23 protein-coding genes are annotated in these 24,767 nt (G+C 46.1%); 7 read left to right on the forward strand and 16 right to left on the reverse strand.

The genetic code is table 11. The annotated features are described in order from the left end of the window. Positions 1-192: 192 nt before the first annotated feature. Both NWE73_RS12560 and NWE73_RS12565 read right to left on the reverse strand, forming a co-directional pair. Positions 193-705: a hypothetical protein gene (locus tag NWE73_RS12560; protein WP_277578680.1), complete on the reverse strand. Its 513-nt coding sequence runs from the start codon at positions 703-705 to the stop codon at positions 193-195. 124 nt (positions 706-829) lie between these two features. Then, a complete protein-coding gene (locus tag NWE73_RS12565) occupies positions 830-1,195 on the reverse strand; it encodes a YciI family protein (RefSeq protein WP_277578681.1) in 366 nt (121 codons plus the stop codon). A gap of 292 nt (positions 1,196-1,487) precedes the next feature. Between NWE73_RS12565 and NWE73_RS12570 the strand changes: the two genes are divergently transcribed. Next, positions 1,488-3,314, forward strand: coding sequence for an APC family permease (locus NWE73_RS12570; protein ID WP_277578682.1), 1,827 nt, complete (start codon positions 1,488-1,490; stop codon positions 3,312-3,314). 90 nt (positions 3,315-3,404) lie between these two features. On the opposite strand, the gene NWE73_RS12575 is transcribed toward NWE73_RS12570, so the two are convergent. The 5 genes from NWE73_RS12575 to NWE73_RS12595 form a co-directional block, all read right to left on the reverse strand. Beyond that, positions 3,405-4,523 (reverse strand): DegT/DnrJ/EryC1/StrS family aminotransferase, encoded by a 1,119-nt coding sequence (locus NWE73_RS12575; protein WP_277578683.1) that lies wholly within the window; start codon positions 4,521-4,523, stop codon positions 3,405-3,407. A 271-nt stretch (positions 4,524-4,794) separates the two neighbouring features. Then, a complete protein-coding gene (locus NWE73_RS12580; protein WP_277578684.1) occupies positions 4,795-5,187 on the reverse strand; it encodes a DoxX family protein in 393 nt (130 codons plus the stop codon). An 82-nt stretch (positions 5,188-5,269) separates the two neighbouring features. Next, entirely contained in the window at positions 5,270-6,505 is a 1,236-nt protein-coding gene (locus NWE73_RS12585) for a DEAD/DEAH box helicase (protein ID WP_277578685.1), read from the reverse strand. Between the two features lie 111 nt (positions 6,506-6,616). Then, positions 6,617-7,534 (reverse strand): extracellular catalytic domain type 1 short-chain-length polyhydroxyalkanoate depolymerase, encoded by a 918-nt coding sequence (locus tag NWE73_RS12590; protein WP_277578686.1) that lies wholly within the window; start codon positions 7,532-7,534, stop codon positions 6,617-6,619. 70 nt (positions 7,535-7,604) lie between these two features. After that, positions 7,605-8,075: a DUF1653 domain-containing protein gene (locus NWE73_RS12595; RefSeq protein WP_277578687.1), complete on the reverse strand. Its 471-nt coding sequence runs from the start codon at positions 8,073-8,075 to the stop codon at positions 7,605-7,607. A gap of 90 nt (positions 8,076-8,165) precedes the next feature. Here NWE73_RS12595 and NWE73_RS12600 point away from each other — a divergent pair, with 90 nt between their 5' ends. Beyond that, positions 8,166-8,993, forward strand: coding sequence for a LysR family transcriptional regulator (locus NWE73_RS12600; RefSeq protein ID WP_277578688.1), 828 nt, complete (start codon positions 8,166-8,168; stop codon positions 8,991-8,993). A gap of 3 nt (positions 8,994-8,996) precedes the next feature. Here the strand turns inward: NWE73_RS12600 and NWE73_RS12605 are convergent, their stop codons facing one another. After that, positions 8,997-10,451, reverse strand: a complete 1,455-nt coding sequence (locus NWE73_RS12605; protein ID WP_277578689.1) for a methyl-accepting chemotaxis protein — start codon at positions 10,449-10,451, stop codon at positions 8,997-8,999. Between the two features lie 78 nt (positions 10,452-10,529). Beyond that, the gene (locus tag NWE73_RS12610) at positions 10,530-11,465 is read right to left on the reverse strand and encodes a hypothetical protein (protein WP_277578690.1); all 936 of its coding nucleotides are present in this window, start codon (positions 11,463-11,465) and stop codon (positions 10,530-10,532) included. 101 nt (positions 11,466-11,566) lie between these two features. On the opposite strand from NWE73_RS12610, the gene NWE73_RS12615 reads away from it, so the two are divergent. After that, the gene (locus NWE73_RS12615; protein ID WP_277578691.1) at positions 11,567-12,490 is read left to right on the forward strand and encodes a MipA/OmpV family protein; all 924 of its coding nucleotides are present in this window, start codon (positions 11,567-11,569) and stop codon (positions 12,488-12,490) included. A 6-nt stretch (positions 12,491-12,496) separates the two neighbouring features. Here NWE73_RS12615 and NWE73_RS12620 read toward each other — a convergent pair whose 3' ends face one another. Genes NWE73_RS12620 through NWE73_RS12630 form a run of 3 tightly spaced genes read right to left on the reverse strand, consistent with a single transcriptional unit; the run spans position 12,497 to position 14,404 of the window. Next, positions 12,497-13,336 carry an alkaline phosphatase family protein gene (locus NWE73_RS12620; RefSeq protein WP_277578692.1) on the reverse strand — a complete coding sequence of 280 codons (840 nt, stop codon included), beginning with the start codon at positions 13,334-13,336 and terminating at the stop codon, positions 12,497-12,499. Positions 13,337-13,367: 31 nt separating this feature from the next. Continuing rightward, the gene (locus tag NWE73_RS12625; protein ID WP_277578693.1) at positions 13,368-13,781 is read right to left on the reverse strand and encodes a cytochrome b562; all 414 of its coding nucleotides are present in this window, start codon (positions 13,779-13,781) and stop codon (positions 13,368-13,370) included. Positions 13,782-13,798: 17 nt separating this feature from the next. Next, on the reverse strand, positions 13,799-14,404 hold the full coding sequence (locus NWE73_RS12630) for a hypothetical protein (protein ID WP_277578694.1): 606 nt from the start codon (positions 14,402-14,404) through the stop codon (positions 13,799-13,801). A gap of 104 nt (positions 14,405-14,508) precedes the next feature. On the opposite strand from NWE73_RS12630, the gene NWE73_RS12635 reads away from it, so the two are divergent. Beyond that, on the forward strand, positions 14,509-15,321 hold the full coding sequence (locus NWE73_RS12635; protein ID WP_277578695.1) for a TIGR02147 family protein: 813 nt from the start codon (positions 14,509-14,511) through the stop codon (positions 15,319-15,321). A gap of 10 nt (positions 15,322-15,331) precedes the next feature. Here the strand turns inward: NWE73_RS12635 and NWE73_RS12640 are convergent, their stop codons facing one another. The 4 genes from NWE73_RS12640 to NWE73_RS12655 all read right to left on the reverse strand — a co-directional run bounded on the left by NWE73_RS12640 (position 15,332) and on the right by NWE73_RS12655 (position 18,951). Beyond that, positions 15,332-15,979 carry a hypothetical protein gene (locus NWE73_RS12640; RefSeq protein ID WP_277578696.1) on the reverse strand — a complete coding sequence of 216 codons (648 nt, stop codon included), beginning with the start codon at positions 15,977-15,979 and terminating at the stop codon, positions 15,332-15,334. Then, a complete protein-coding gene (locus tag NWE73_RS12645) occupies positions 15,976-16,809 on the reverse strand; it encodes a hypothetical protein (protein ID WP_277578697.1) in 834 nt (277 codons plus the stop codon). The genes NWE73_RS12640 and NWE73_RS12645 overlap by 4 nt, the downstream gene beginning before the upstream one ends. 2 nt (positions 16,810-16,811) lie before the next feature. After that, positions 16,812-17,486: a hypothetical protein gene (locus tag NWE73_RS12650; protein ID WP_277578698.1), complete on the reverse strand. Its 675-nt coding sequence runs from the start codon at positions 17,484-17,486 to the stop codon at positions 16,812-16,814. 157 nt (positions 17,487-17,643) lie between these two features. After that, positions 17,644-18,951, reverse strand: a complete 1,308-nt coding sequence (locus NWE73_RS12655) for a carbohydrate porin (RefSeq protein ID WP_277578699.1) — start codon at positions 18,949-18,951, stop codon at positions 17,644-17,646. Between the two features lie 129 nt (positions 18,952-19,080). On the opposite strand from NWE73_RS12655, the gene NWE73_RS12660 reads away from it, so the two are divergent. From NWE73_RS12660 to NWE73_RS12670, 3 genes are read left to right on the forward strand one after another with little or no spacing between them, the layout of a single operon-like run. Continuing rightward, positions 19,081-21,750, forward strand: coding sequence for an alpha-1,6-glucosidase domain-containing protein (locus NWE73_RS12660; protein ID WP_277578700.1), 2,670 nt, complete (start codon positions 19,081-19,083; stop codon positions 21,748-21,750). Continuing rightward, positions 21,750-23,948, forward strand: a complete 2,199-nt coding sequence (locus NWE73_RS12665; protein ID WP_277578701.1) for an extracellular solute-binding protein — start codon at positions 21,750-21,752, stop codon at positions 23,946-23,948. Before NWE73_RS12660 ends, NWE73_RS12665 begins: the two co-directional genes overlap by 1 nt. Continuing rightward, positions 23,948-24,766, forward strand: coding sequence for a sugar ABC transporter permease (locus NWE73_RS12670; RefSeq protein WP_277578702.1), 819 nt, complete (start codon positions 23,948-23,950; stop codon positions 24,764-24,766). Before NWE73_RS12665 ends, NWE73_RS12670 begins: the two co-directional genes overlap by 1 nt. Position 24,767 lies beyond the last annotated feature (1 nt).

Raw genomic sequence — 24,767 nt, forward strand, 5'->3', positions numbered from 1 at the left:
GAACTCAGAACAGAGAGCACCTTACATCAAAGTTTTTTGTGTGGAGGAAAAAATAGAAAAGTACTTTCCGCGCCGGTGTTGCATTCCAGCATTGGACGATCCGACAACGAACTTCCGCAATATTCACGGCTCTTGTTTTCAAGAAGAAAAGCCCGCGCTGCCGCGGGCTTTGGAATAGAGTAAATTCTGACTCTAATGCTTCGGTTTAGGTGCTTCCATTTCGAAACCTGTGACTGCGAACCATTTCTCTTCTGACCCAGCCATCACAAAAACAATCGGAGCTAAACATGGTGAGGGAAGCTTCACCTTTCCGTTGATCTCTGAGTTTCCTGATTTCGTTGCGGGAAATCCGGCTGTTAGAACATTTTTCGTAGAAACTCCCCCACTGGCAGTTTCAGACATGCAACTGACCATCCCGCGAAATTCTTTTTCGTCGTTGATTCCGCGAAGTTCAGGTGGGACCACATCATCATCACTAAAGACCAAACCTTTGACACTGATCTTTAGATCTCCTGCTGTGGAAAGAGACCCCGTTGCACTTTTAATTGTCCACGGCAGCTCATCACCAAGGACTCCACGAATTTGGGTTCCACCCACAAAGGGACCATCGACACCATACATGGTTTCAAATTTAACGATGGAGGCGGCACTCGCAAAGACAGGTGTTAAAATGGCTAACGCTAAAAGTAATGATGTTTTCTTCATACAAACTCCGATTTGAAATAGTTTTATTGGTTATGCTTCGAAGTAGGATCATCAAAACACTCAATGGAATAGGCAATTTTCTATTTCGGAATGTGCAAAAGATCATCGCACGAAATGTCGATACTCATTTCGGATAGGTGTAGCCTGTTGTTTCTTCTTTCGTTTTAACAGGACGTACTTCAATACGTGCCGTTGTGCCATATTCAAATTCAGGATTGTTCTTCGCAATCTCGACGGCCTCATCCAGGTCCCTAGCAAGAATGTGATAGTAGCCAACTTGAATTTCTTTCTTCTCATTGATTGGCATCACAGTCCAATTTCCCTTAGAGCCAGTAATAGACCTTCCCTCCCTCACAAGAGGTTGTGCAATTTTAAGCTTTCCATCTAGCTTCAATTGGTTGATGTAGCCTTCACAACTTTTGAGAAACTGATGATGATGCTCTGGCGACCAGGATTTCTGATGATCGATTTGATTGTAGATAAGGAGCATATATTCTTTGATAAGTTCCTCCCTGCGAATTGCCCTTATTGAACAAGAAGACATTGGAATACGTCAAACGGAGTGGGAACCATCTTGTCATCTCACTCTGTTTGATCGAGGACAGGACTCACCTTATCCGAAGTGTGGAAGTCCAATCCTTGAAAATGCTCATATTTTAAGCATTAAATCGGCGATTTTTACGTTTTTTTTACGCCCACGTGGTTTGAAATTAACATATGTTCAGGACACAAAAGCTTCGGCTATAAGCTTTCTGTTTTAATACTGTCTTTATGGAGTATGAGTGGGCGTCGTTCGTCGCATCAAGAGAACCCTGGTTGGCAATCCTTTAACCTTAGAACATCAATCCCACGAGTTGATCCCAAAATGGAAAGCCTTGGCAGTTCTGTCGTCAGACGCCCTGTCATCCGTGGCCTACGCAACAGAAGAGATTCTAATTCCCTTGTCTTTGTTTGCGGCTGGAGCCGTGGCGTGGTCTCTTCCTATTGCGTTTGCTGTCGCGGCTCTATTAGTTATTATTACGCTTTCTTATCGCCAGACTATTGATGCCTACCCGAATGGTGGCGGTGCTTATACTGTTGCCAAGGAAAACCTGGGAAAGAAAGCTGGCCTGGTTGCGGGCGCCTCCTTGTTAATTGACTATACTCTCACAGTCGCCGTTTCGGTCGCTGCCGGAGTAGAGAATTTCACCTCCGCCTTCCCCGGCCTGGCTGAGCACAAGGTTTTGATTGGCGCTGCAGTTATCTTGTTTGTGATGTTGATGAATTTGCGTGGCGTAAAAGAATCCGCCAGCATCTTTGCTCTACCGACTTACTTCTTTGTTCTTTCGATCATTGCTTTGGTCGTTGTCGGTGGCTTCAAACTGATGATGGGTTATGAGATTGCGAAGGCTCCCCTCGTTCATGAGATCTATCCCGAGATTCCGATCTTCCTTTTGCTGAGAGCTTTCTCGTCGGGATGTTCGGCCTTAACCGGTATTGAAGCCATTTCAAATGGGATTCCCATCTTTAAGCAGCCCGCACAGAAGAACGCCAAAATCACCATGGTGTGGATGTCTGGGCTTTTGGGATTCATGTTCTTAGGAATCACTTTCCTGGCGCATGTCATGGGAATTGTCCCTCATGAAGGTCAAACAGCTGTGTCACTCTTGGCATCGCAAGTTTTCGGCATGAATTTTATGTATTACTTCGTGCAGATCTCGACGGCCTTAATTTTGTTTTTGGCGGCGAATACCAGCTATGCGGACTTCCCCCGCTTGGCAAGTTTGCTGGCAAGAGACGGATACTTGCCTCGACAACTTGGAAGTATTGGTGACCGCCTGGTCTTTTCAAATGGCATCATGGGACTTAGCTTTGCCGCGATCTTTTTGTTGATCCTTTTCGGAGGAGTCACCCATCACCTGATTCCTTTGTATGCCGTGGGTGTCTTCTTATCTTTCACTTTGTCTCAATCGGGAATGATTCGTCATCACCTGCGATTGCGCGAGAAGGGTTGGATTCGAGCTCTCATCTTTAACTCCATCGGTGCCTTGACCACCTTTGTGATCTTGCTAGTGATCGCCATTACGAAGTTCACAAGCGGCGCATGGATCATTGTCCTCCTCATTCCAGGACTCGTTTGGTTTTTCCTGCAAATCAAAAATCACTATCTGTATGTTGCTCGTCGCTTGGGAAGACTGTCTGGAGATCACTCTTTAGAGGTCTTGCCGTCATTCCACACCGCACTGGTTCCAGTCTCAAATCTGCATCCCGGCGTGCTGCAGGCTTTGCATTACGCTCGGTCGATCTCTCAAGATGTTCGTGCTTGTTACGTAGAACTCGGGGCAGAGCAAACTGAAAGACTGAAAGAACAATGGCAAAAAGTCGTACCTGAGATTCCGTTAGTCATCTTACCTTCACCATTTCGTTCTGTCATAGAGCCAGTCTTGGACTATATCGATCAAGTCAAGGATGAAGGAAGTCAGAAAAAACTTGTGACCGTCATTATCCCCGAATTCGTGACCAGAAAATGGTATCACCAGTTCCTGCACAATCAGACGGCCTTTGTATTACGCGCTTACCTATGGTTGAAACCCAATACCGTTGTGGCAAGCGTTCGCTATCATATATAAAGCGCTTGTTTCCCTACATTGCTGAACAAATAAAAAAAGGGAATCTCAACCAAGAGATTCCCTTTTTATTTCTTAACTAAAATTCAATTCTTAGAAGTGCTTTTTCACAGTATCGCAAACATACTGAAGTTCTTCAGTTGTGATGTAAGCGAAGCAAGGAAGATTCAAAACCGCTTGAGAAATGTAGTGAGCATTTCCATTATCGATCTTACCAGCCAAGTGGTCTTTTGCTCCAGATTGAAGGCTCATCGCACCTGGATAAATTGTTCCGTGACCGATGTTAGCTTTTTTCAAAGTTTCAATAAGAGCCGGTCTTAGAGCAGGATCAATCATACCAACCTGGCAGTATCCATTCTCAGTCACTTTCGCACCAGCTCTTACTGGCTTGAATGGAAGACCTTGCAAAGCTTCTGTGTAGAACTTCACAGCCTTCATACGGCTTTCGATACGTGCACTGATATGTTTCAAAGACATATTCAAGAACAAAGACTCATAAGCACCGATACGTGAATTCCAACCGATCATACCGTGAGAGTAGTGATCTGTTCTTCCGTGATTGATCAAAGTACGGCAGTTTTTTGCGTACTCATCATTCGCAGTGAAGATTGCTCCGGCATCACCTGATGCACCCAATACTTTTGCAGGGTAGAAGCTGGTTGTCGAGATCAATGCAGAGCCAAGAATAGATTGGCCTTCAATTTCAGTTCCAAAACATTGTGCACCGTCTTCGATCAAAAGAACGCCTGCGTCCTTCGCAAACTTTCTGATTTCCATAGTGTCTGGTGAAGCCCAACCGTAAAGGTGAACCATCACAGCAGCTTTTGGCTTAAATTGCTCAACTGCTTTTTTGAAAGTTGCCAAATCCCAGTGGCAAGTGTCGCGATGAACGTCCACAGTCACAGGATTTGCGCCCACGTTTACAACCGCTTCAAAGGTTGCCCAGAAAGTCATATCTGGAACAAGGACCTTGTCATTCTTTTCAACGCCCACCGCGCGAAGAGCAATCTGGATCGCATCCGTTCCATTTGCACAACCGATCGCGTGTTTTGATTTTGTGAACGCTGCCAAGTTCGCTTCCATTTCAGCGACAATTGGACCACCTACGAATTGAGTTTTATCAAAAAGAGAAGCGACGCCGTTTAAGAATTCATCGCGGAAGCCAGGTTCAAAACGATTGAGTGTGATAAATGGGACTTGTTGAATGCTCATGTAAATCTCTCAAGGAAAGGTGTTAAAACAATAACAAGATTTTCCAATAGACCGAGATAAATTGCAACTGTGCCCGACTATCAATTATTCCTAGGTCGCTGGTGTATCTTTTTTCACCACAAAATTTGGTGCTTTCTTACATCACCACACAGCGAGTCGTCTGGAAAAATGAACATTTATTAGAAAAACAGACAACCTCGAGACCGCCGAGCGCCATTTATGATGGCGCCAAACGGTCCTGGCCCAATTTAAGACCGAAGGATTACAAGAACTACTTACGCTTAAAGAGCTGCTTTACAGCGCCAGAATAAGGCTGTGCAAAGAATGAAAGATAGATCATCAACAAGCCCAGCACGATCGCCAAAGGCAAACCACTTGGCGCCATGAACGCGTGGACCAGGAAAATATTCAAAACAACTGGAGCGAGTACGACAAGAGCTAGCGGGACAAAAAATCCAGTCAAAAGCATCAATCCACAGATTGTTTCTACTGATTTAAGGAAGGGCAAGAAATAGACGGACGCCGCAAGACCATTGTTAAATGTCACCAAACGTTCCGGCAAATCCGGAGGCACGGGAACCAGATTGAGCAGTCCCGCCAAGCCAGAGGCGAAGAAGACAAAACCAAGAAGAATACGAGCGATCAAGGGAAGTTTAGATTTCATTGTTGAGGATCTCCTTTTCCTTATCCCATCCTATTTCCAAGACGAGGGCTAGAAAATTCAATCCATCATACCAAAATTTGTTTTATTTTTTCTTACGCTTTGATTTCTTGAAGGTGTCTTCGCTATCCAACAAGTCCTGCAGGCTTGCATCGATCGCTGACTCTGGCTGAGAAGCGATGATCTGGTAGTCCTTCTTACTGACTTTGATGACTTCGATTTTTTTAGTCAGCAACGTTTCAATCTCAGCCAACAAGGGCTTCTCTTCCTGACTGCAGAAAGAAACAGCGATTCCTTTATTAAAGCCACGGCCTGTGCGCCCGATTCGGTGCACATAGTTTTCAGGTTTTTCCGGAAGGTCATAGTTGATCACATGAGTGACATCAGGGATGTCGATGCCGCGAGCACTAAGATCTGTGGCAATCAAGATCTTGCAGTCTCCGCTGCGGAAAGCTTTCATCACCTCGGCACGGTCTGTTTGGTCTTTCTCTCCGTGAATGGTCAAGGTCTTGATATCAACTCTTTCCATGGCCTTTGCCACGCGCTCTGCACGGACGCGAGTACGAACGAAGATGATAAATTTGCCTTCAGGATTTTGTTTCAAATATTCAGCCAAGAAGAAACGCTTGTCATCCATCTCAACGTTCATCACGAAATGCGAAACATTCTTAGACACTGGATCTTCCGGAGAAATCTGGATACGAATCGCACTGCTGCGGACTTGAGAGAACGCAAGCTTCTTAATTTCAGGACTGATAGTCGCAGAGAAGAACAAGGTTTGATGACGACGAGTCATTTTGCGCTTAATAGATTCGATGTCGTCGATAAAACCCAGATCTAACATGTGATCGGCCTCATCCAGAACTAGAGTTTCAATGTGGCTGATATCGATAAACCCCTGACTGATCAGATCGAACATACGCCCCGGAGTCGCAATCAAAATATCAATTCCATCCTGAAGTTTTTTAATTTGCGCATCCTGTTCAACGCCGCCAAACAAAGCAAAAGGTTTCACCTTCGTGTGCTTTGACAGACGATTGAAAACCTCGCCGATCTGCTGAGCCAACTCTCGGGTTGGCACCATGACCAAGCATTTGATCCCCAAAACACGCTTGCTGCTTTTATTGCTGTGAATTCCATTGATGATCGGAATCGCAAAAGCGGCCGTCTTACCGGTTCCGGTCTGCGCGATTGCCAAAACGTCTTCGCCCTTCATGATCGAAGGAATAGCCTTGAACTGAATATCCGTCGTACGGAAAAAACCGTTATCATTGAGATTGCGCAAAAGATCTTCAGACAGGTGGAATTTTTCGAATTTCAACGCAAACCTCACAATGGAAAGACAGGGAGTTAAAGGAAGCATTTACCATGCAAGACTCACTGGATGGAACCAGAAAGTAAAAAAGACCAAAAAGCCTGTAAAGATAACCCCTTATTTCGTCTTAGGATGGTCTAAAAAGAACTTCCAAATGATCATCGAAGCATCCACCTCTTTACTGACTTTGCCAACCAGACGGCCGGCATTGGGGTCTCCACCGGGCCAAGTGTGACCTCCCCCCTCAATCACATATCTTTGAATCTCTGCGGAGCTCTTACAGCCTGGGTATTTTTCAATCATCACACGAGTGCCGTCTTTGGGATCGTTATCCATAGGCCCAGTGACCACTGGAGTTTTACTGCAACCATCCGTTTCCAACCAAAGCTGAAGGGACTGATCGGAGGAAAGGACTTTACCCAGTTTTTTAAAACCGAACGGGCCTTTGACCTCACCGCCTTGAAACGGAATGATTTTATCTTCTGTGCCCACAAAGTTAATGATCGAAACCGGAACCTTGGGCTTACAATTTTTGGAGATCAGTTGGCCCATATGACCAGCCACAGGCGCAATGGCTGCGAAAACCTCCGAACGCTCACAAGCCAGGCGATAACTAAAAAGAGCCCCGTTGGATATTCCCGTAGCATAGATTCTTTGGGTGTCGATTTTGTGATCTGTCTTCACGGCTACCAAAAGTTTATCAATAAAGCCCAAGTCATCAATTCCTGGGGCAACCTCAGGGCGTCCGTCATTCCAATTGCGATCAAGCCCGTTGGGGTAGATCAGGACAAAGTCATTTTTCTCAGCAACCGTCCGCATGTGAATATTTTCTTCAAGTCGATCCCCTCGCCCCATCCCTCCGTGAAAGGCCAGCACCAGTGGGCAGATCTCTGCCATGCATTTCTTCGGAACATACTCCCACCAAATTCGCTTTTGCCCCTCGTGGGTCAGAGATTTCTCGATGAGTGCCGCATGACTCACCGAGGTTCCCAAATGAACACATAACATGAGAGCGATTGCTTTGAAGAGTTTCATCAGAATCCTTTCGACGACATCACAAGTATAACCACCTGTCATGATGCCGAAAAGGAAAAACTCTAAACCACTAGAGGCATCGACCTTGGCCACTCATTCTAAAAGTAGTGACATATCCGCCGTCATCTCTTTGCGAGCATTCCGACCAAACCATCGCGCGCAATTCTTTATTGAGCAATTGGCACTGCTTGCGAAGTTCTGATCGCACCAATCTCTCGACATCATAGCAGGATTCCATGGATTCATTGGTGGTTGCGACGTCCCAGTCAGACGCCATACTGACGCTCGGCCGCGCAAGAACCAGAAACAGCCCCAACAAAACAGGTGCGATTGCAAATCTTGGAACTTTTGAGCCCGCGACCTCAACGGTCTCCATGAACATTTTGAGTGGACGAGCCCAAATCTGACCTTCAGGGTTGGAGTAAAGAGCCTCATAGATTACCAGTTCCTCTAAAGTTTCGCTGGACTTGGCAATCTGCAAAACCCTGTATGAGTTCCCTTTGAAATGCTTATACACCTGACCTACTTCAATATTGTTCATATGCGATCTCCTATTTGCCAAACGGTGTACCACCTTTATTAAGTAATAAAAAATGACATTTATTTATATTATTGGTAACTATTAGTTACTATGAAACCTGAGAACTTGAACCTCAATGCTTTAAAGTACTTTGTCGACACAGTGGAATTGGGTAGCTTCTCCCAAGCCGCAGAGAAGAACCATGTGTCCCGGCCGGCCATCAGTCAGTCGATCCTTCGACTCGAAGATTCGATCGGTTTTGCGCTTTTAAATCATAAACGCAAAGCCTTTGCGCTGACAGAAGAGGGTCACAGCTTCTATCACAAAGCAAAAAAATCCCTGGCGCTCGTAAGTGAAATCTTTAGTTCTCCATCCTCTGACAAAGCGGGCCTCAAAATTGGCTGTTCTGCAACCTTGGCGGAGTTTCTCATTATTCCAAATTTGGAAAAGTTCACCAAAAGCACTCAGACTGAACTGCAAATTCAATTTGGTACAACCGCAAAGGTACGGCAACTTATTGCCGATGATGAAATCAATCTTGGCTTTCTTATCGACGACGGCAGCACTTTCGAATTTCAGACGGTCCCTCTTTTTGAAGGACATTTCGTATTGCTTTCAAAATCAGGTGAGCTGGCAAATCCTGTCGTCACAACCTTTGCACGACCGGAAACTCTGCAGCTCCAACAGCATTTGCATAAACGCAAGCAAACCGTGAAGAGGGTTCAAATTGATAGTTGGAAAATGTGTCATCATTTTGCGGCTTCGAATTCAGGAACCTGTCTGGTTCCTGACCTTCTTCCCGGAAAAACGTTAAAGCCGGTATCACTCCCCGGCTTTAAACCTACTTATAAAGTTTTAGCAGTGATGAAGAATCGAAACTTGCTTTCTGAAAGCGAACAACGACTTCTTAAAGAACTTGAAATGAAGTATTCCAAGTAGGTGTTACACACCCAGGACGGCGCCCAACTTCAGCAACATCTCTCGCAAGATCTTCGATTGCTCTGCGAGTTCCTGAGATGAAGCGGCACATTCCTCTGCAGAGGCCGCATTGCTCTGAGTGGTTCGATCAAAGTCATTGATGGATTTATTAATGGCATCAATTCCTCGCGCCTGCTCTTCGCTGGCCACTGAGATTTCCGTATTGATATGGGTGACTTTTTCGACTGCCGCGACGATTTGATTGAGTGCTTCCCCACTGGACTCAGCAACGCCCGAACCATATTCGATTTTATCGACACTGGATCTGATCAGATCAGAAATTTCTTTGGCCGAAGTGGCACTTCTTTGTGCCAAAGTTCGAACCGCATCGGCGACGACAGCAAAGCCCTTACCCTGCTCACCGGCGCGAGCCGCTTCGACAGCCGCATTCAGTGCCAAAAGATTTGTTTGAAAGGCGATGTCGTCAATGACCGTGATGATCTCTTCAATTTTCTTCGAGCCCTGAGCGATCTCACCCATCGACGTGATCAATCGCACGACTTCCTGCTGCCCCTCTTTGGCTTTTTCCTGAGCAATCCCCGAGATGTCTCGAGCCTGTACCGCCCCTTTGGCGTTTTCTTTAATAATGCTTGAAATTTCTTCCGTCGATGCCGTGGTTGTTTCGATCGTCGCCGCCGACTCAACAGCCGCAGAGCTTAGTTTGTTTGCGGCATTCGCAATTTCACCGCCGGAGGTCGCCACCTGGAAACTTGAGCTTTGTAAATCCTGAAGAAGGCGACTTGCTTCCGTCAGCTTCGTTTTGAGCATTGCAAAAGCCACAACCATGACTAACAAAGAAACGCCTGCCAAAATAGCCAAGACCAAATTCAGATTGGCCTCTGCTTGAGATAAATCCTTACCCGAAGTCATTTCTTCGGCAATTAGCTTTTCAACCAGGGCGTCAATTTCGTTGGCGATTACCAATGAAGAGGCATCCAATCCTGTTTGAGGGCGCTTCATGATCAGATTCCCCTCATTCTTACCTTTTTCGGTATAGGCAGCAAACATCTCCATTCCTACGGCATGCAAGGCTTTGGCTTCTTCAGCAAGTCGATTGAAGGTGGATGCATGATGAGGTGCGAGAACTTTCATCGCTTCGATATTTTTATGAACGTCGTCGAGGTGTTTCTTAGCTTCATCCAAACCATCACGATCCCCCGTCAAAGAGGCATCCGTAACAAACTGTTGGATCTGCACGATATGATATTTAACTTTAGAGGCATCCAAGGCTGCCTCAGTTGTTTGAGATAGCTTCAATGTCGCCTGTTCAATTCGATAAACTTCATATCGAACCGCCAAAAATATAAGGGCAATCAGCAATCCAATGGTCAGAAATGCAAAGGAGAAAAGTTTTTTAATGTTGATATTGGCTTTCACAGGAACATCCTTGCTTTCGCGTTGAGCGGAAACTTCGCTCAAATTTATCGGTAAGCAAGAATGAAACTTGACAGAATCTTAACACCCATGGGACCCCAAAGGCCCCGACCAGATTTAGGTCTACAATCCGTAATAGTCGAAAACCCTGTGAGCAAAGAAAAACTCAGCCTCTAAGTCCAATGGATCCTCCGGCATATAAAGAGGATCCTCTTTTGCTCCAGCGTGCATTTTTGAAAGCTTCGCTTGCGCCACTTTCCAATAACGCTCCTGCCATTGAGGATTGGTGATTCGCGTAAAGAGCTCATTCAATTCCAGTCCCCGACGAACAGCATCTTTGTTCATCTTCTTTTGCCCCGGCAAAACGTAATCAACGGCCTTTAAAATATCCTCGGGATTAATAAGCTCCAAGGCATAATAAGTGGCACTTAGAAGGGCGAGCAAATAATTGCGATATTCCCCTTTTGATTTATCAAACCATTGGTCTTCACCGCCAGAACGATAGATGACCTTCAAGTTCTCAAAAATTGGCGATGTCTTTTTTCCCAGCTCATCACCCAGGGCAAGATCCAAGGTCACAACCAGGCTTTCGGCAAAATTTAAATAACGACAAAAATCACGCTCTTCAGACGGAGGCGGAGGAAGCAAGCGCCACAACACGCGGTGGTTCTGTTCATGATAAAGAGAAATCTCATTAAAGCGCATAAGAGCATCAATTCCAAATTCAGGATCGACCACTTCCTGCGAATGATCTTTAAACCACATCAACTCGGAAGCCGACGGTGAAAACTCAATTTCATCTTTAAATAGATCCTGAGCGCTCAAAGAACGCATGGTGGAACACATCTTTGGCGAGAAGACACCGCCCAATGATAAGTAAAGCTTACGGCTTTCCCGATACAGGCGACTTGCATTAAGCAATTGGCCATCAAAAGGATACTCCTCAAGAAGTAACTTCGCATATTTTTTAGAAGTAGGAAGTCCCGCGAGTTGCTGGACATCTTTGATGAAGTACTGAACTTCAGAATCTTGTGCTGGAGCTTTTGATTTTTTCGCCATGAGGCTATCTTAGATGAAGACACCCCTTGAGGCCAGTTACTTTCTATTCCGTTCGAGAAAGAACTTGGAGAGTTTGCCCCCAGTCGCTACGATAGTCAGCAATGTTAGGTCGTTTCTGGTTTTTCATTCTGACAATTTTCTTAACGGCAGTTCCCCTGCAGGCCGCGGAAGAAAGCAAGCCTCTGCGTGAAGAGGGCAAGCCTCTTTGGGAGTATGGGTTTGGTATCGGCTATGCCCGTTACGCTCAATATCCGGGATCAGATGAATACTCAGAACTAGTTCTGCCCTTCCCGACCTTTCAATACCGCGGAACCATTCTTCGCGCTGACGATCAAGAAGGTGGTCGCGCTTATCTTTTAAAAGAAAACAAATGGTCCCTCGAGTTTTCCGGTGGTGGACGTCTGCCGCTAGACTCCTCGAAGAGTCAGGCGCGCGAGGGAATGGAAAACTTACCCCTGGTTGTGGAGATTGGTCCGCAATTGATTTACTCCGTCGATCACAGTTGGGAATTCAAACTCGCGCTTTTTCCCTCGATGGCAATTTATGGAAGCTCCATCCGTCAAAACGGGGGGCTCGCCTCCATCGAAGTCCAATATCGGTGGCACGATGAATGGGGCGGAGTTTTTGAGTCACCACTGATGCTAAGTGGAATTTTCTCTCTAGAGGCAAAAACGGCCTCTCAGGAATTCAATGCCACCTACTTCGAGGTTCCACTGCAAAATGCCACCGCTACGCGCCCCGCATACAGTGCAAGCGCTGGATTTTTAGAGAATCAAATTTCATATTTTCAAAGACTGTCTTCAGGGAAGCTGACTGTGTATGTGGGAGGGTCCTATTCGGACTTTTCTAATTCCGCAAACAAGCAAAGTCCTTTACTAAGAGCGAACTCGAACTTCGAGTATGCGCTGGGCCTTACCTACGTTCTGGGAGAATCAGCAAGACGCTCAGTGCCTATCGAAGACACTGAGGGTTTGATCAACAGAGCCATGCAAAAGCGCAATGACCATTTGAAAAGGTTCGAATAATTTTTGCTATTTCCAAAGACCCATAATGGGTGGGGCTGTCAGGTCTGCGCGTCCCAAATTCCCAAGCTGCAACTGATCTTCAATCAATTTCAAAAGACTGATGTGATTGTGCGCTTGTGGAATCTGAATGCCAGCCTGGATATTTTCACCCAACAGAACAGTGTAGATCTTATTTGTTAAGCGCGATTCACTTTCATCAAAGGTAACAACCAATAAAGTGTCGCGAAGTCCATCTGGTGAATTCAAAAGATTGGCAAACTTCTTCGAGAACCACTTTCCAGCATACTCCACACCGGTGTTGTGACCATCATCGCGAAGGTTTGGGATGTACATTGAAAACTCAGAAAGTTGCTGATGTTCAAAGTCTGAATCAAATTGATCAGCAGGAACAATTTTTTTGCAACGTTCAGAATCCTTGCTGACATTGGTGAAGCTAATAAATGGATTGTGTTTGCGGGCATAGTTGCCGCGAGTCGCACCGGTAAAGCAATTTCCCGGATAGTCTTCAGCATAAACTCGCCAGTCCTTACCGGCAGCCTCTAACAAATCGCCCAGGTGTTTTCCTGAGATATCCGCATTGCCATCACCACGAACCCCCATGGTGTCGCCAGCGATCATCGCAATATAATTGGCCTGAGAAGGATGACTTTCGCCATTGAAATTTTGAAAAGACGCACCCATTTGAGCAAGTCGCGCAAAGTCGGCCTGAGCCATCGCCGACGCATAGTCGGTATTTTCCAGAACAACCCAAATAACCTTCTGGAAATAGGGCCCCTTAGCTTGGGCCCCAGAAGATACAAAACAAATCAGAAGAGCGGCCAGCGCCACTTTGAACTTCCCTGTCATAAAATGCCTCCGATGCAAAATTGGAAATGACCTATGGATTGTACTTGTCGTGACCTTCGTGCTTGATGTCGTTCATTTGCTGCAAAATAGTTGCTGCTGCATTGGTGTCATTGGATGCAAAAGCGGCTTGAAGTTGGGTCGCCAAATCGATCTCTTGTTGGATCAAGTTTTGGAAATCCTCGATTGCAGCTTGTTGTTGATCTGCGGGAATATCCTGAACACCGTCAGCGGCTTGATTGTAAACCAACTGGAAAAGAGCAACCAATTGTGCGGACTTATTCGCGTTGTCTTGATCTTTGCTAGAGTCTTTGACGGTCGCTACAATTTGCTTCGTCAAAGAGCCAATTTGTTTCATATTTTGTTTCAACGAACTGCTTGCATCTTGTGCGAAGCTTGCAGCTGGTAATAACAAAGCCATCATAGTTACGATAAATAAACGGCGCATATTGTTTCCTTTTCGTTTTAGTTAGAATCCCCGCAATCGTGAACACTCAATGGGGGGAGGTTCACGATTTGCAGGTCTTGCAAAGCTTGTTTTTGAATCATCACGGCTTCATCTTCATCAAGTCCCATGATCTCTGTGTACTCATGAGCCATCAATGCCGCCGCCTGAACAGGAATCTGGTCGGCTTGCACTTTGCGAGAAAGAGCAAAGGCGCTGACACAGAATCTGTTCGGAAGAGAACCTGCCACGCTGGCATCCACAGGCTGCATGTTGTAGTCATAGCAAGGTCCACTTTCGCGAACATGCGGACGAACATTTTGCAGAACAGTGTCGAGATCTCTGGGACCGGAAAATAATTTTTTATAAACAGGTAAAATTTCTGATGAAGCTTCACCGTTTGCGAACTGAGCTTTTGCATGGGCGAAGAAAATCTGAGTGTAAACTGCGGAAGCCTTCACAATATGCTCAGCCTCTTCCGGATCCACCGTAGATGTTGGCATTTGTGGATTGATAACATTGCCGCCGCCTCCACTGACACCACCCTCGCGGATCATTCCTGACCAAGCCCAGGTGTTCGCTGAAAGACTTAGAAGTATGAAAGCAAAGAACTTTACGACAGACATGCTGACCTCGTGGGCACAGTCTTATTTCCGCAGTACTTGACTTGCAAGACTATTTAATTAAATAAACAAGGTGAAAATTTAATATTACTAAATTTTGGGGGCCTATGAACACCATCTCTGTCTACGAGTACAAGGATTACAAGAAGTTCATAACGGATTGGATCGCCAATGGTCCTCACAAAGGAAGAGGTCTTCGCAAGCAATTGGCAGAGGCCGTAGGCTGCCAAACAGCCTTTATCACTCATGTTCTGGGCGGCGACTATCATTTCAGTCTTGAGCAGGCAGAGTCATGTGCGCGCTGGATGGGCTTGAACGAGTTGGATTCAGAGTTTCTGCTCCTGTTGGTCATGCACAAGCGCGCAGGCTCCAAAGGTCTTCAGAAAATTTTTCAAAAACAGATCTCTCAGAAGCGCGAAGAGCATTCCGTTCTTAAAAAACGTGTGAATATTTCAGAGAGCTTATCTCTGGAAGATCAGTCCACCTACTACTCCAGCTGGCACTATGCCGCGATTCACATGGCTTTGCTCAATCCTGCCTTGCAGTCCTTGGACAATCTGCAGAAATACTTTCAGCTGCCCACAGCTTCTCTTCATTCGACTTTGGAATTTTTAACCACGCGCGGGTTTGTGAAACACGAACAGGGTCTTTACAAAGTTTTGAAGCCAGTACTGCATCTTGAAATGTCGTCACCGCTGATCTTGCAGCATCATACGCAGTGGCGGTTGAAATCCATCGAGGCGATCGGCACTCGAAGACCGGAAAATCTTCACTACTCTGGAGTGATCTCTTTATCTGAAGATGATTACGAATGGGTCCGAGAAAAACTTTCGCAGCTTTTAAAAGAAGCCGTCGAGCGTCTTCAGTCTTCGCCCGACGAAAAGTTGGCCTGCCTGAATTTTGATTGGTTTCAGGTATAGAAAATCCGACTTACTTCAACGGAATGACTTTCTTGAGAACATAAGAGTCAAACTGGCCCGGGTCTCCGCCTGAATAGAGCTGAATTTCCGTGCTGGTGATTCTGATTCGATCGACCCCCAACTTTGTTAGGTCACCCCAAATGTTGGTCAAGACTTCCTGCACCTTTTCAACAATCGCGAACGGCGCTCCAATCAACACCAAGGGCGTTCGACGAAGGCGATTCTTGAAAATGTTTTTAATCCCCATCAACGGCAAAGGCTTTGGCGTGATCGGCTTGATACGATTATTTCTTAAGAAATACATAACGATTTCTGTTTTTGCAGCATCCTTCGAGTCAAAGTGCGCGCAAAGGTAGACTGAATCGCGGTCTTTTTTCATTTCTACCATGAATAGAGGAAGCGGCAGAACCTGGAAGGCCCCGTCTTCATCAGGACGAACATAAACTTCATAATCGCCCTCGCCAAAGCTCTCTTCTTCAGAATCAGAAATAGTTCCTGACACGTTGCCTTGAATAAGCGCGGTGTTTTGCTCTTCTCCGTCGATACCTTGCCATAAAATCTTTTGCGAGATGGCTTCAATATCACCAGCAGGGACCAGGCACTTTCCATGACTTAAAATCGGAGCAAAGAACAACAAAATCAAAAGAAGGGATTTCATGGCAAAGTCTCCTCTGTTGATGGCACATCCGCACCCGTGCCGGAAGTTCTCATCTTCGCATCAAGAAAGAATGGCCTTTTCAGAAGCATCACATTTACATTCGTACGTAGATGAACAGTCGTCGCCTGCGAAGTACCTTCGTCACTTGATTTGGGAGTCAAAATCAGATCACCGGTAAAAATAACTTTTCCTTTTTCATTTCCAGTTGTTTTCAACTGCAAACTGACGGACTTCACTTTACTAAGATAGTTCTTAGCCCAACTGCCGCCTTTTTCCGCCAACGCAGACAAAGCCTCCGGATCTTCAGGAAGAATGATCTTCAGGTCACCCAGAATGAAATCGCTATAGCGAACCTTCTCTTCTTCAAGGCCCCAGATATGATCGCGAATCCAGTACAGTTGTTTTTCCATTTTCATTTCAAGAACTTGATCAATGATTTGAGACCAGCCACCCACCGGTGGACGCCATTGAATTTCAACAGGATGAAAGCGGCCCTGGCGGTCTTTAATCCACGTATACACTGCGCCCGCGCTTTGATCGGTCTTCATTGACTTCAAAAAGGCCTTCACCAAACAGGGACCCACGCCAAGATAAGAGAAGTCCTTGGCAGGTTGATTTTGCCTGAAGGTGCACATCACGGATTCGATGCCTTGCTCTTTTAAAACAGCATCAATATCCAGAACCATCTTTTTTATGATCCAATATCGAACGGCTTCAAAGCCACCGACATTGACTTGCGCAGGACGAGCCGCTGAGGCATCCGTTTCTGCGAAGCTCTTGGTCGCGCCAAGAGCGATAGTCATGATCAAAAAAAGCATTCTTATTTTCATAATTATTGATTCGCGTATTTGAAGTGAATTTTATAACCTTTTTCAGTCATAGTTCCGCTAAAACGGCAGTCCACAGGAACTTGCTTGTTTTGCCCCGTAGTCAGATCCAATAAGATTTTATCCGACTCACATGTTCCAGAGATATCCTGAATATTTGGATTCTTGTCGTTCGCTTTTTTAACTGCTTTGAGAGAGTGCATACGAATCGTCATCAAAGCCATATTCATTTGATTCGCCACCTTCAAAGTCAAAGGACGAGCGATCCATTTTTTGGCCTTGCTGTCATAACGAGAAAAGAATCTTGCATCAATAGTCACTGAGTTCGCGAGCATCTTCAAATCAACCGCAAGTTTTAAGTCCTTCGCATCAGCCAAGAGCTTAGGATTGATTTTCTTTAATGAGTCGTTGGCTTTTTCGTCGGAAGAAGGAGGAACCAATTCGACCTGCCAATCACTGCCGAAGCTGATCATCCCCGAAAGACGAACGCTGTCTGTAGTCACCTGTTTCGCCTCAGAATCAATGGAAATACCATCAATATTCAAGTCCACCGCCGATTGTTCGACCGAGTTTAGAACCTGCTCCAACATTTGCGTCATCACCGCATTTTCGGAATTTGATTTGGTATCTGCCACCGCAACCGTTGAGGTCAACAATAGGCCCAGGATGATTTTTCTCATAAAGTCCTCCGAGAGAACTTCTCAGCAAAGAGCAAACCTGGGCGCGAACCGTGTAAAATTGAGATGGTCTGTAAACAGAATAGACAGTGACGTTCTTGAGAGTTGAGAGGAGGTCAGAACCCATCCTCTCAAACTTTAAATCAGGAGTGGGCGTGGACTAAAACCAAGCCTCGAACTGGTAGCCGAAGCTCATGCCGGAACTTTTGTTGGCAAAGGTCGGCGCACTCGCTCCAATGTACTTCGGGTCTTCGTTGTTGCTATTCCAAAAGGAGTAAGACGCAAAGGCACGCAGTACTGGGCGTCCCCACATACTCTTGCTCATAGACAACTGTGGAGCCACTGTCACACGACCCAGTTCACGATCCCCAGCGGGCTGACCATTCGTCAAAGTTTCTGATTCATCTTTATAGTGAGAATAACCTGTTTCAAAAACCCATTGGAAGCGGTCAGTTACAAAGTAAATCGGACGAATACCAATTTCTTGCCACTGCACAATGTTTTTAGAATCTTTGCCATTACTTCCATAGTTCGCAGCAACGCCAAACATGATCGCCCAGTAGTCTGTCACGTCTCGATTCCAATCGTTGACCAGACGCACATTCCAAGCACGATTCTGCGACGTATCTGTCGCGGGAACAGCACTGTTGCCATAGATATTAAAATCTTTCATAGCACCTTGACCAAACAATAGCGCAACATTGTTGTGCCCAGTAAATGCCGGCCCCTCCAAACGGCTCGCAATTGCATAGCCATTAGTTGGATTGTATTGTGTCGTCCCCTGCGTACTTCCTGGAGCCCATGCATACGCCGTCCAGAAATTGATCTTTTGGCTTCCCACCGGCACAGACGTGTAGCGCAAATCCAAAACATTTAAAACCGGTCGTCCCACTGATGTGGAGTTGAGATCCTCATTGGACTGAATCATGTGAGCGATCGCCAATTGTCCTGGCCCTACGGACAAAGCTTCCACCCCGGCACCGACACCGCTCATGTCAGCGTAGTAGTACCAATCGAAAATATGCAAATCGACGTCACGGTAGAAACGCTTCCCGACCCAAAACTCTCCTGGAACTTCAGAAAATCCTCCCGCTTTGACGTAGGCTTCAATTTCATTATTAGGAAGCTTTACTGTTCCCGGTGAGCCATTGACTGATGAAACAGTGGACTCCCATTGACGCAGACCTTTAGAGCTGTAGGCGAAGCGAACTTGCGTTCTAAAAAATACAGGGTCGTCAGCAGTGGCTTTTTTATGATTAAAAACCATCGCCAATTCTGTATAGAAATCGCACTCATTCCCTAAGCGTAAGAAATTACCCGGCAATCCTTGATTGTAGAAGCATTCCCTCTGCCCTCCTTGAAGGTTCAGACCTGATCCCCCACGCAAATAGCCTAAAAAATCAGCATCTAGCGCAAAGCTAGGCTGTGCAAACAAAGTAACTAATATAGCCCAAATTATACTTTTCATTATCGTCCCTTGAAAAATACGAGCCTTACCCATAAAGTCCCGCCCTGACTACAACTTATGCATAGAGCTAGAACTCAAATTGAGGGGGAGTGCTTGCTGAAACAGTGCTGGGGACGTGCTTTCAGGACAATGCTGATTTTGTTTTTCCCGTTATTTATTAGCGGTATAGCGCATGGTCGTGGGGGACCGGCGCGCGCGCAATGGCTGAACTCTCAGCAACTTCTTCTTAAACTTCCCCAGGGCCTGCGTGCGACTGACAGCACGAACTTCGTGTTAGCGACTGGCGATATTTCTCTTCAGAAAAATCCAAATAAGATCACCCTGCCCCTGCTTGAAATTCGAAACAATTACGCACTGTTGAGCTCGGCAGGAGTGGACAGAGCGACTATTCAAGAGTTGCTCCATCATCCACTGAAAGTCTTTGTCACTGACAACACCAATCAGGTTTTGGATTCGACAGCAATTCAATATGCAGGTCTCCTCGATGAAATTTACGCTTACCAGGGTGAGGATTTAGGGCTGACGGTTCAAGGATCGCAAATGCAATTGAAGCTGTGGGCTCCCACTGCTTTAGCTGTTCGTCTTTTCCTTTATTCTTCCAGTGCCTCCGATGCTCATCAACCCTCTCAGATCCTTCCGATGAATTGGCAAGACGGAGTTTGGGCAGCGACTTTATCTCAACAATACCAAAATAGTTTCTATCTCTATGAAGTGACCGTTTATCAGCCACTCACCGATCAAATTGAAACTTCTTTGGTAACTGATCCTTACAGTTTCAGTCTGTCGATGAACGGCACCATGTCGCAATTGATCGACGTGCAAGCCTCTGACTTGAAACCTTCAGGATGGGACAACTTACAGAAGCCCCATCTGAATTCATTCAAAGACATCGTGATTTACGAATTGCATATTCGTGATTTCAGCGCCAGCGATGAGACCATTCCTTTCCCTTATCGCGGCACTTACGATGCGTTCTCTTTCCCACAAAGCAATAGCAATCGCCATTTGCGATCATTGGGGCAAGCAGGCCTAACCCATGTTCATCTTCTGCCTTTCAATGACTTCGGCTCGGTCAACGAAAACAAATCCACCTGGCAGACAGTCAATTCTGGCAATGGAAATTTGCAAGATCCACAGGATGCGCTTTCAAGAGTGCGTGCGACAGATGGATTCAACTGGGGATATGATCCTGTTCATTTTCTTGTTCCAGAGGGCAGCTACTCGATAAAACCAGATGGTGTTTCCCGCGTGCGCGAAGTGCGCGACATGGTTCAAAGCCTGAACACGATGGGTCTTCGGGTGATTCAGGATGTGGTCTTTAACCACACTTTTGCCAGCGGACTGGATCGCTTGTCTGTATTCGATAAAATCGTTCCTCTTTACTACTATCGTCTGAACGATGAAGGAACCACCTACAACACTTCCTGCTGCAGTGACACCGCAAGTGAACATCGCATGATGGAAAAGCTCATGATCGATACAGTAAGGCACTGGGCCCGCACTTATAAAATCGACGGCTTCCGCTTTGATCTCATGTCATTCCATTCTCGCGATACTATTTTGAAGATCAAAGACGCAGTTCGCTCTCTGACAGTGTCTGATGATGGCGTGGACGGTTCAAAAATTTATCTGTATGGCGAAGGTTGGCCTTTTGGCTCTTTCTATGATCGCAATCCGAAAGCAGCCATGACCCAGGTAAATTCCTACGGTGCAGGAGTCGGCCTGTTCAATGATCGCTTGCGTGATGCAGTTCGTGGCGGCACGACAAACTCTTCTGAAAAATCAGATCAGGGTTATGCCACGGGACTGTATTTTGACTTTAATAAAGAGCCGGCAAACCGCAATACTCCGACGAATCTCAATGATCAGCGCGACAAGCTTCTTCACTTGGGTGACGTCATTAAAGTGGGTCTTGCAGGGAACTTGCGTGACTTCACCTTCCGCGAACACTTGGGTTCGGTCATCCGCGGAGGTGATTTACTTTATCGTTCCAGCCAGGTTGCAACTTCAGCTCAACCGATTGAGACTATTAACTATGTCTCTGCTCACGATGGCTACACTCTTTGGGACTCTGTTCAAGCCAAAGCGCCATTCTACACAGAGGGTCGCTCCCCTGCATTGGCCTCTGTTGAAAATCGTCAGCGCATGCACCAATTGGCCATGGCCATTCCTTTACTCAGTCAGGGAATTCCATTTATCGAGGCTGGCACTGAAATCTTACGCTCGAAAAATGGCGATCAAGACAGTTATGATTCCGGCGACTTTTTCAATCGTCTTGATTGGTCAGGCGCGACAAATCATTGGGGTGAAGGCCTTCCTCCAGCTTGGAAAAACTATGATGATTGGTCTTTCTGGCAGCCACGTTTGCAGACACCTGCTTTGCAAGCTTCAGCTAGTTTAATTGCACAAACAAACAACTACTTTAAGGCCTTGCTTCGAGTCCGCCAAAGTACGTCATTGTTTAAGATGAATTCCCTCGATGAAATCATGAGTCGTCTGACCTTCATCGATAATGAAAACCGCAGCGAACCAGGTCTTATTGCTATGATCTTGCACAACGACCAAGAAGCCTTGTTGATCTTCTTCAACAGCTCTCGTGATTCGCGCATTTTTTCAGACAAAGTCATGAGCTACGCCTGGGAGATTCATCCTTTGTTTGACTCTAAAGTTGATTCTGCTTTGTCACAGGTTGTACTTCTGCCCAAGCAATCACAAGTTCAAATACCGGGTCTTTCGACTGTTGTCTTAAGAATGTCTCTTGGAAATAAGGCCCGACTCCACTTCCGAGGTGTTCGATAATGCGCGCATCTGCATTGCTGCTGATTTTGTTTTCCTCTTTGCTTGCTCACGCCAAGCCAGTTCATATCAATGTTTGGCATCAGATGATCTATGGCCATCGTCAGGTTCTGGCAGAGGCCTTGAAGAAGTTTGAAAAAGAAAATCCCGATATCACAGTGCAAGCGACTTATCGAGAGACCGAAGAGCTGCGCAGCAGTTATCAATCTGCGGCTATGGGTGGCGCCGGTCCTGAATTAGTTTACGGGCCCAGCGATCAAATTGGTCCATTTGCGACGATGGGAATTATTCGACCCTTAGACACCGTGTTGGAAAAGGCTGACTTCTCTGCCTTGGATCCTCTGGCGACTCCGGAATTTATGAATCAGCACTACATGGTCGGCGATGGCGTCGGCAATCACTTGATGCTGATCTACAATAAGAAGCTGATCCAAACACCCCCTAAAAACACCGATGAACTGATTGAGATGGGGCGTCGCCTGACTATTGATCAAAATGGCGATGGCAAAGTGGACCAATGGGGATTGGTTTTCAATTATACAGAGCCTTTCTTTTTTGCTCCTTTCATTTCAGCCTTTGGCGATGATTTCATTAAGAACGACTCGGTTCCAAACCTCAATACTCCGGCCTTGCGTAGCACTTTCCAATTCATTTTGGATATGCGCGATAAATATAAAATCATCCCTAAAGAGTGTGACTATGAGACTGCCAATGCTCTTTTCAAAGGGAACAAGGCAGCGATGTTGATCAATGGTGACTGGTCATGGGGTGACTACAAGGAAGCCAAGGTCGACTTTGGCATTGCCCGTATTCCTATGATTTCATCCACAGGACGCTGGCCAAGTCCTTTGGTTGGAACTAAAGGTTATTCTTTGAATGTGAACATGAAGTCTCCGGAGCATTTGGCGGCAGCGATCAAGCTCTTGAAGTTCCTCACTTCAGAATCAACTCAGTTGTTATTCGCCGAAAAAGTGGGAATTCTTCCTTCCAACCTGAATGCCCGCAACTCTGAGATCGTAAAAAACAATCCTCTTCTTAAAATTTCCTCAAGTGTCATGGAAGTCGGTCATCCGATGCCCATCGCACCTGAGATTCGCGCTATTTGGGACAGCCTTCGCACTCAATACCAAAAAGTCCTCGCGGGAAGTGCGACTCCAGAGTTAGCTGCTAAAAGTGCTCAAGAAGTCGCAGAAAAACAGATTCATGAAATGAACGAAGTTCTGGAGCCTACGGGTGGCGCTTTGGTTCTGAAGATTCTTTTTGCCATCATCCTGATTTGTGTCGCTTGGCTTTCAAGAAAATCTTTTGCGGCATTCGTAAATGGATTCCAGGGGCCGCAAAAGTTTGCATACTATATGATGCTTCCGGCTTTCCTGGGGATCTTCGCCGTCATCGTGTATCCCTTCTTCTATAATATCGCGATTTCATTTTCGAACTTCAGTTTGCGCACCTTCCAGGATTGGTCGATTGTCGGCTTCCAACATTATGCGGAAGCCCTCACGGATCCCCGCTTTTATTCTCTTTTCCTCAAGACTGTTATCTGGACTGTTGTGAATGTGGTTTTCCACGTTTCCATCGGGGTTTTCTTAGCGATCATCATCAATCAAGTGATGCCCGCAAAAGGATTCTGGAGAGCTTTGCTCATCATTCCTTGGGCAGTTCCTCAATATATCACCGCACTGACTTGGCGAGCTTTGTTCAATCAGGAATATGGACCGATCAATATCTTCCTTCAGCAGTTCATGCACCTGTCTCCGGTACAGTGGCTCAGTCAGCCCTTCACGGCTTTTGCAGCCTGTGTGATCACCAATGTGTGGCTGGGCTTTCCGTTTATGATGATTGTTGCTTTGGGTGGCTTGCAATCCATCCCTCACTCTCTGTACGAAGCGGCCGTTTTAGATGGCGCTAATGCTTGGCAAAGATTCCGCCATATCACCTGGCCTTTGCTTTTGCCTGTGATGGTGCCGGCTGCGCTTTTGGGATCTATTTGGACTTTCAATAACTTGAATGTGATCTGGTTGGTCTCTAACTCTGGGGAACCAGGAGATCAAACTCACATCTTGGTGAGCTATGTTTATAAAGCGGCCTTCAACTTGTATCGCTATGGCTATGCCGCTGCGGTCTCAGTCCTGATTTTCCTGATCTTGGTGGTTTGGGGATTGAGTTCTTTGAAGGCTCAATACAGAAAGGAGACTCAGTAATGCTTAAGAAAATTTTTGCTTGGGCGAGCATTCTGCTTTTTTCCGCGTTTTCACTGTATCCCATTCTTTATGTGATTTCAGTGTCCTTACGTTCTGACAATGCTTTCCAAACCCAGTCTTTGGAAATCATCAGTGCGAGTTCAAACTTTAAGAATTTCTCTTCATTATTTTTTGAAACGGATTTCTTGCTGTGGTTGCGCAATTCCCTGTTGATTAGTGCCGTGACAACCTTTGCAGGTGTGGTCTTGGCTTCGACAAGCGCTTACGCCTTGTCGCGCTATCGTTTCCGCGGCCGCAACACCATGCTGTTTTCGCTGCTTGTTTCGCAAATGTTCCCGGCAACCATGTTGATGCTGCCTTTCTATATCATTCTTTCGAAGTTGCATCTGATTGACAGTTTCCTGGGGCTTTTTGTGATCTATTCCTCCACAGCTTTGCCATTCTGTATCTGGCAAATGAAAGCCTACTACGACACCATCCCTCGCGAGCTGGAAGAAGCGGCCTTGCTGGATGGTTGCTCAAAATGGATGATTTTCACGAAGATCATCTTGCCGGTATCGTCACCGGCTTTGGTCATTACGGCACTCTTTAGTTTTATGAATAGCTGGAGTGAGTACGTGATTGCTGCGGTGGTTTTGCAAGATCCTGCGCTTTACACCTTGCCCTTGGGACTTCGGTCTTTCCAGGCAAGCTTGGCGACTCAATGGGGTCTTTATGCCGCTGGCGCATTGATTGTCAGCGTTCCTGCTTTAATTTTATTTATTAGTATCTCTCGCTACCTTGTCTCAGGTTTAACAATGGGAAGCGTGAAGGGGTAAA

The sequence above is a fragment of the Bdellovibrio svalbardensis genome (genome assembly GCF_029531655.1).
Taxonomy (GTDB): Bacteria; Bdellovibrionota; Bdellovibrionia; order Bdellovibrionales; family Bdellovibrionaceae; genus Bdellovibrio; species Bdellovibrio svalbardensis.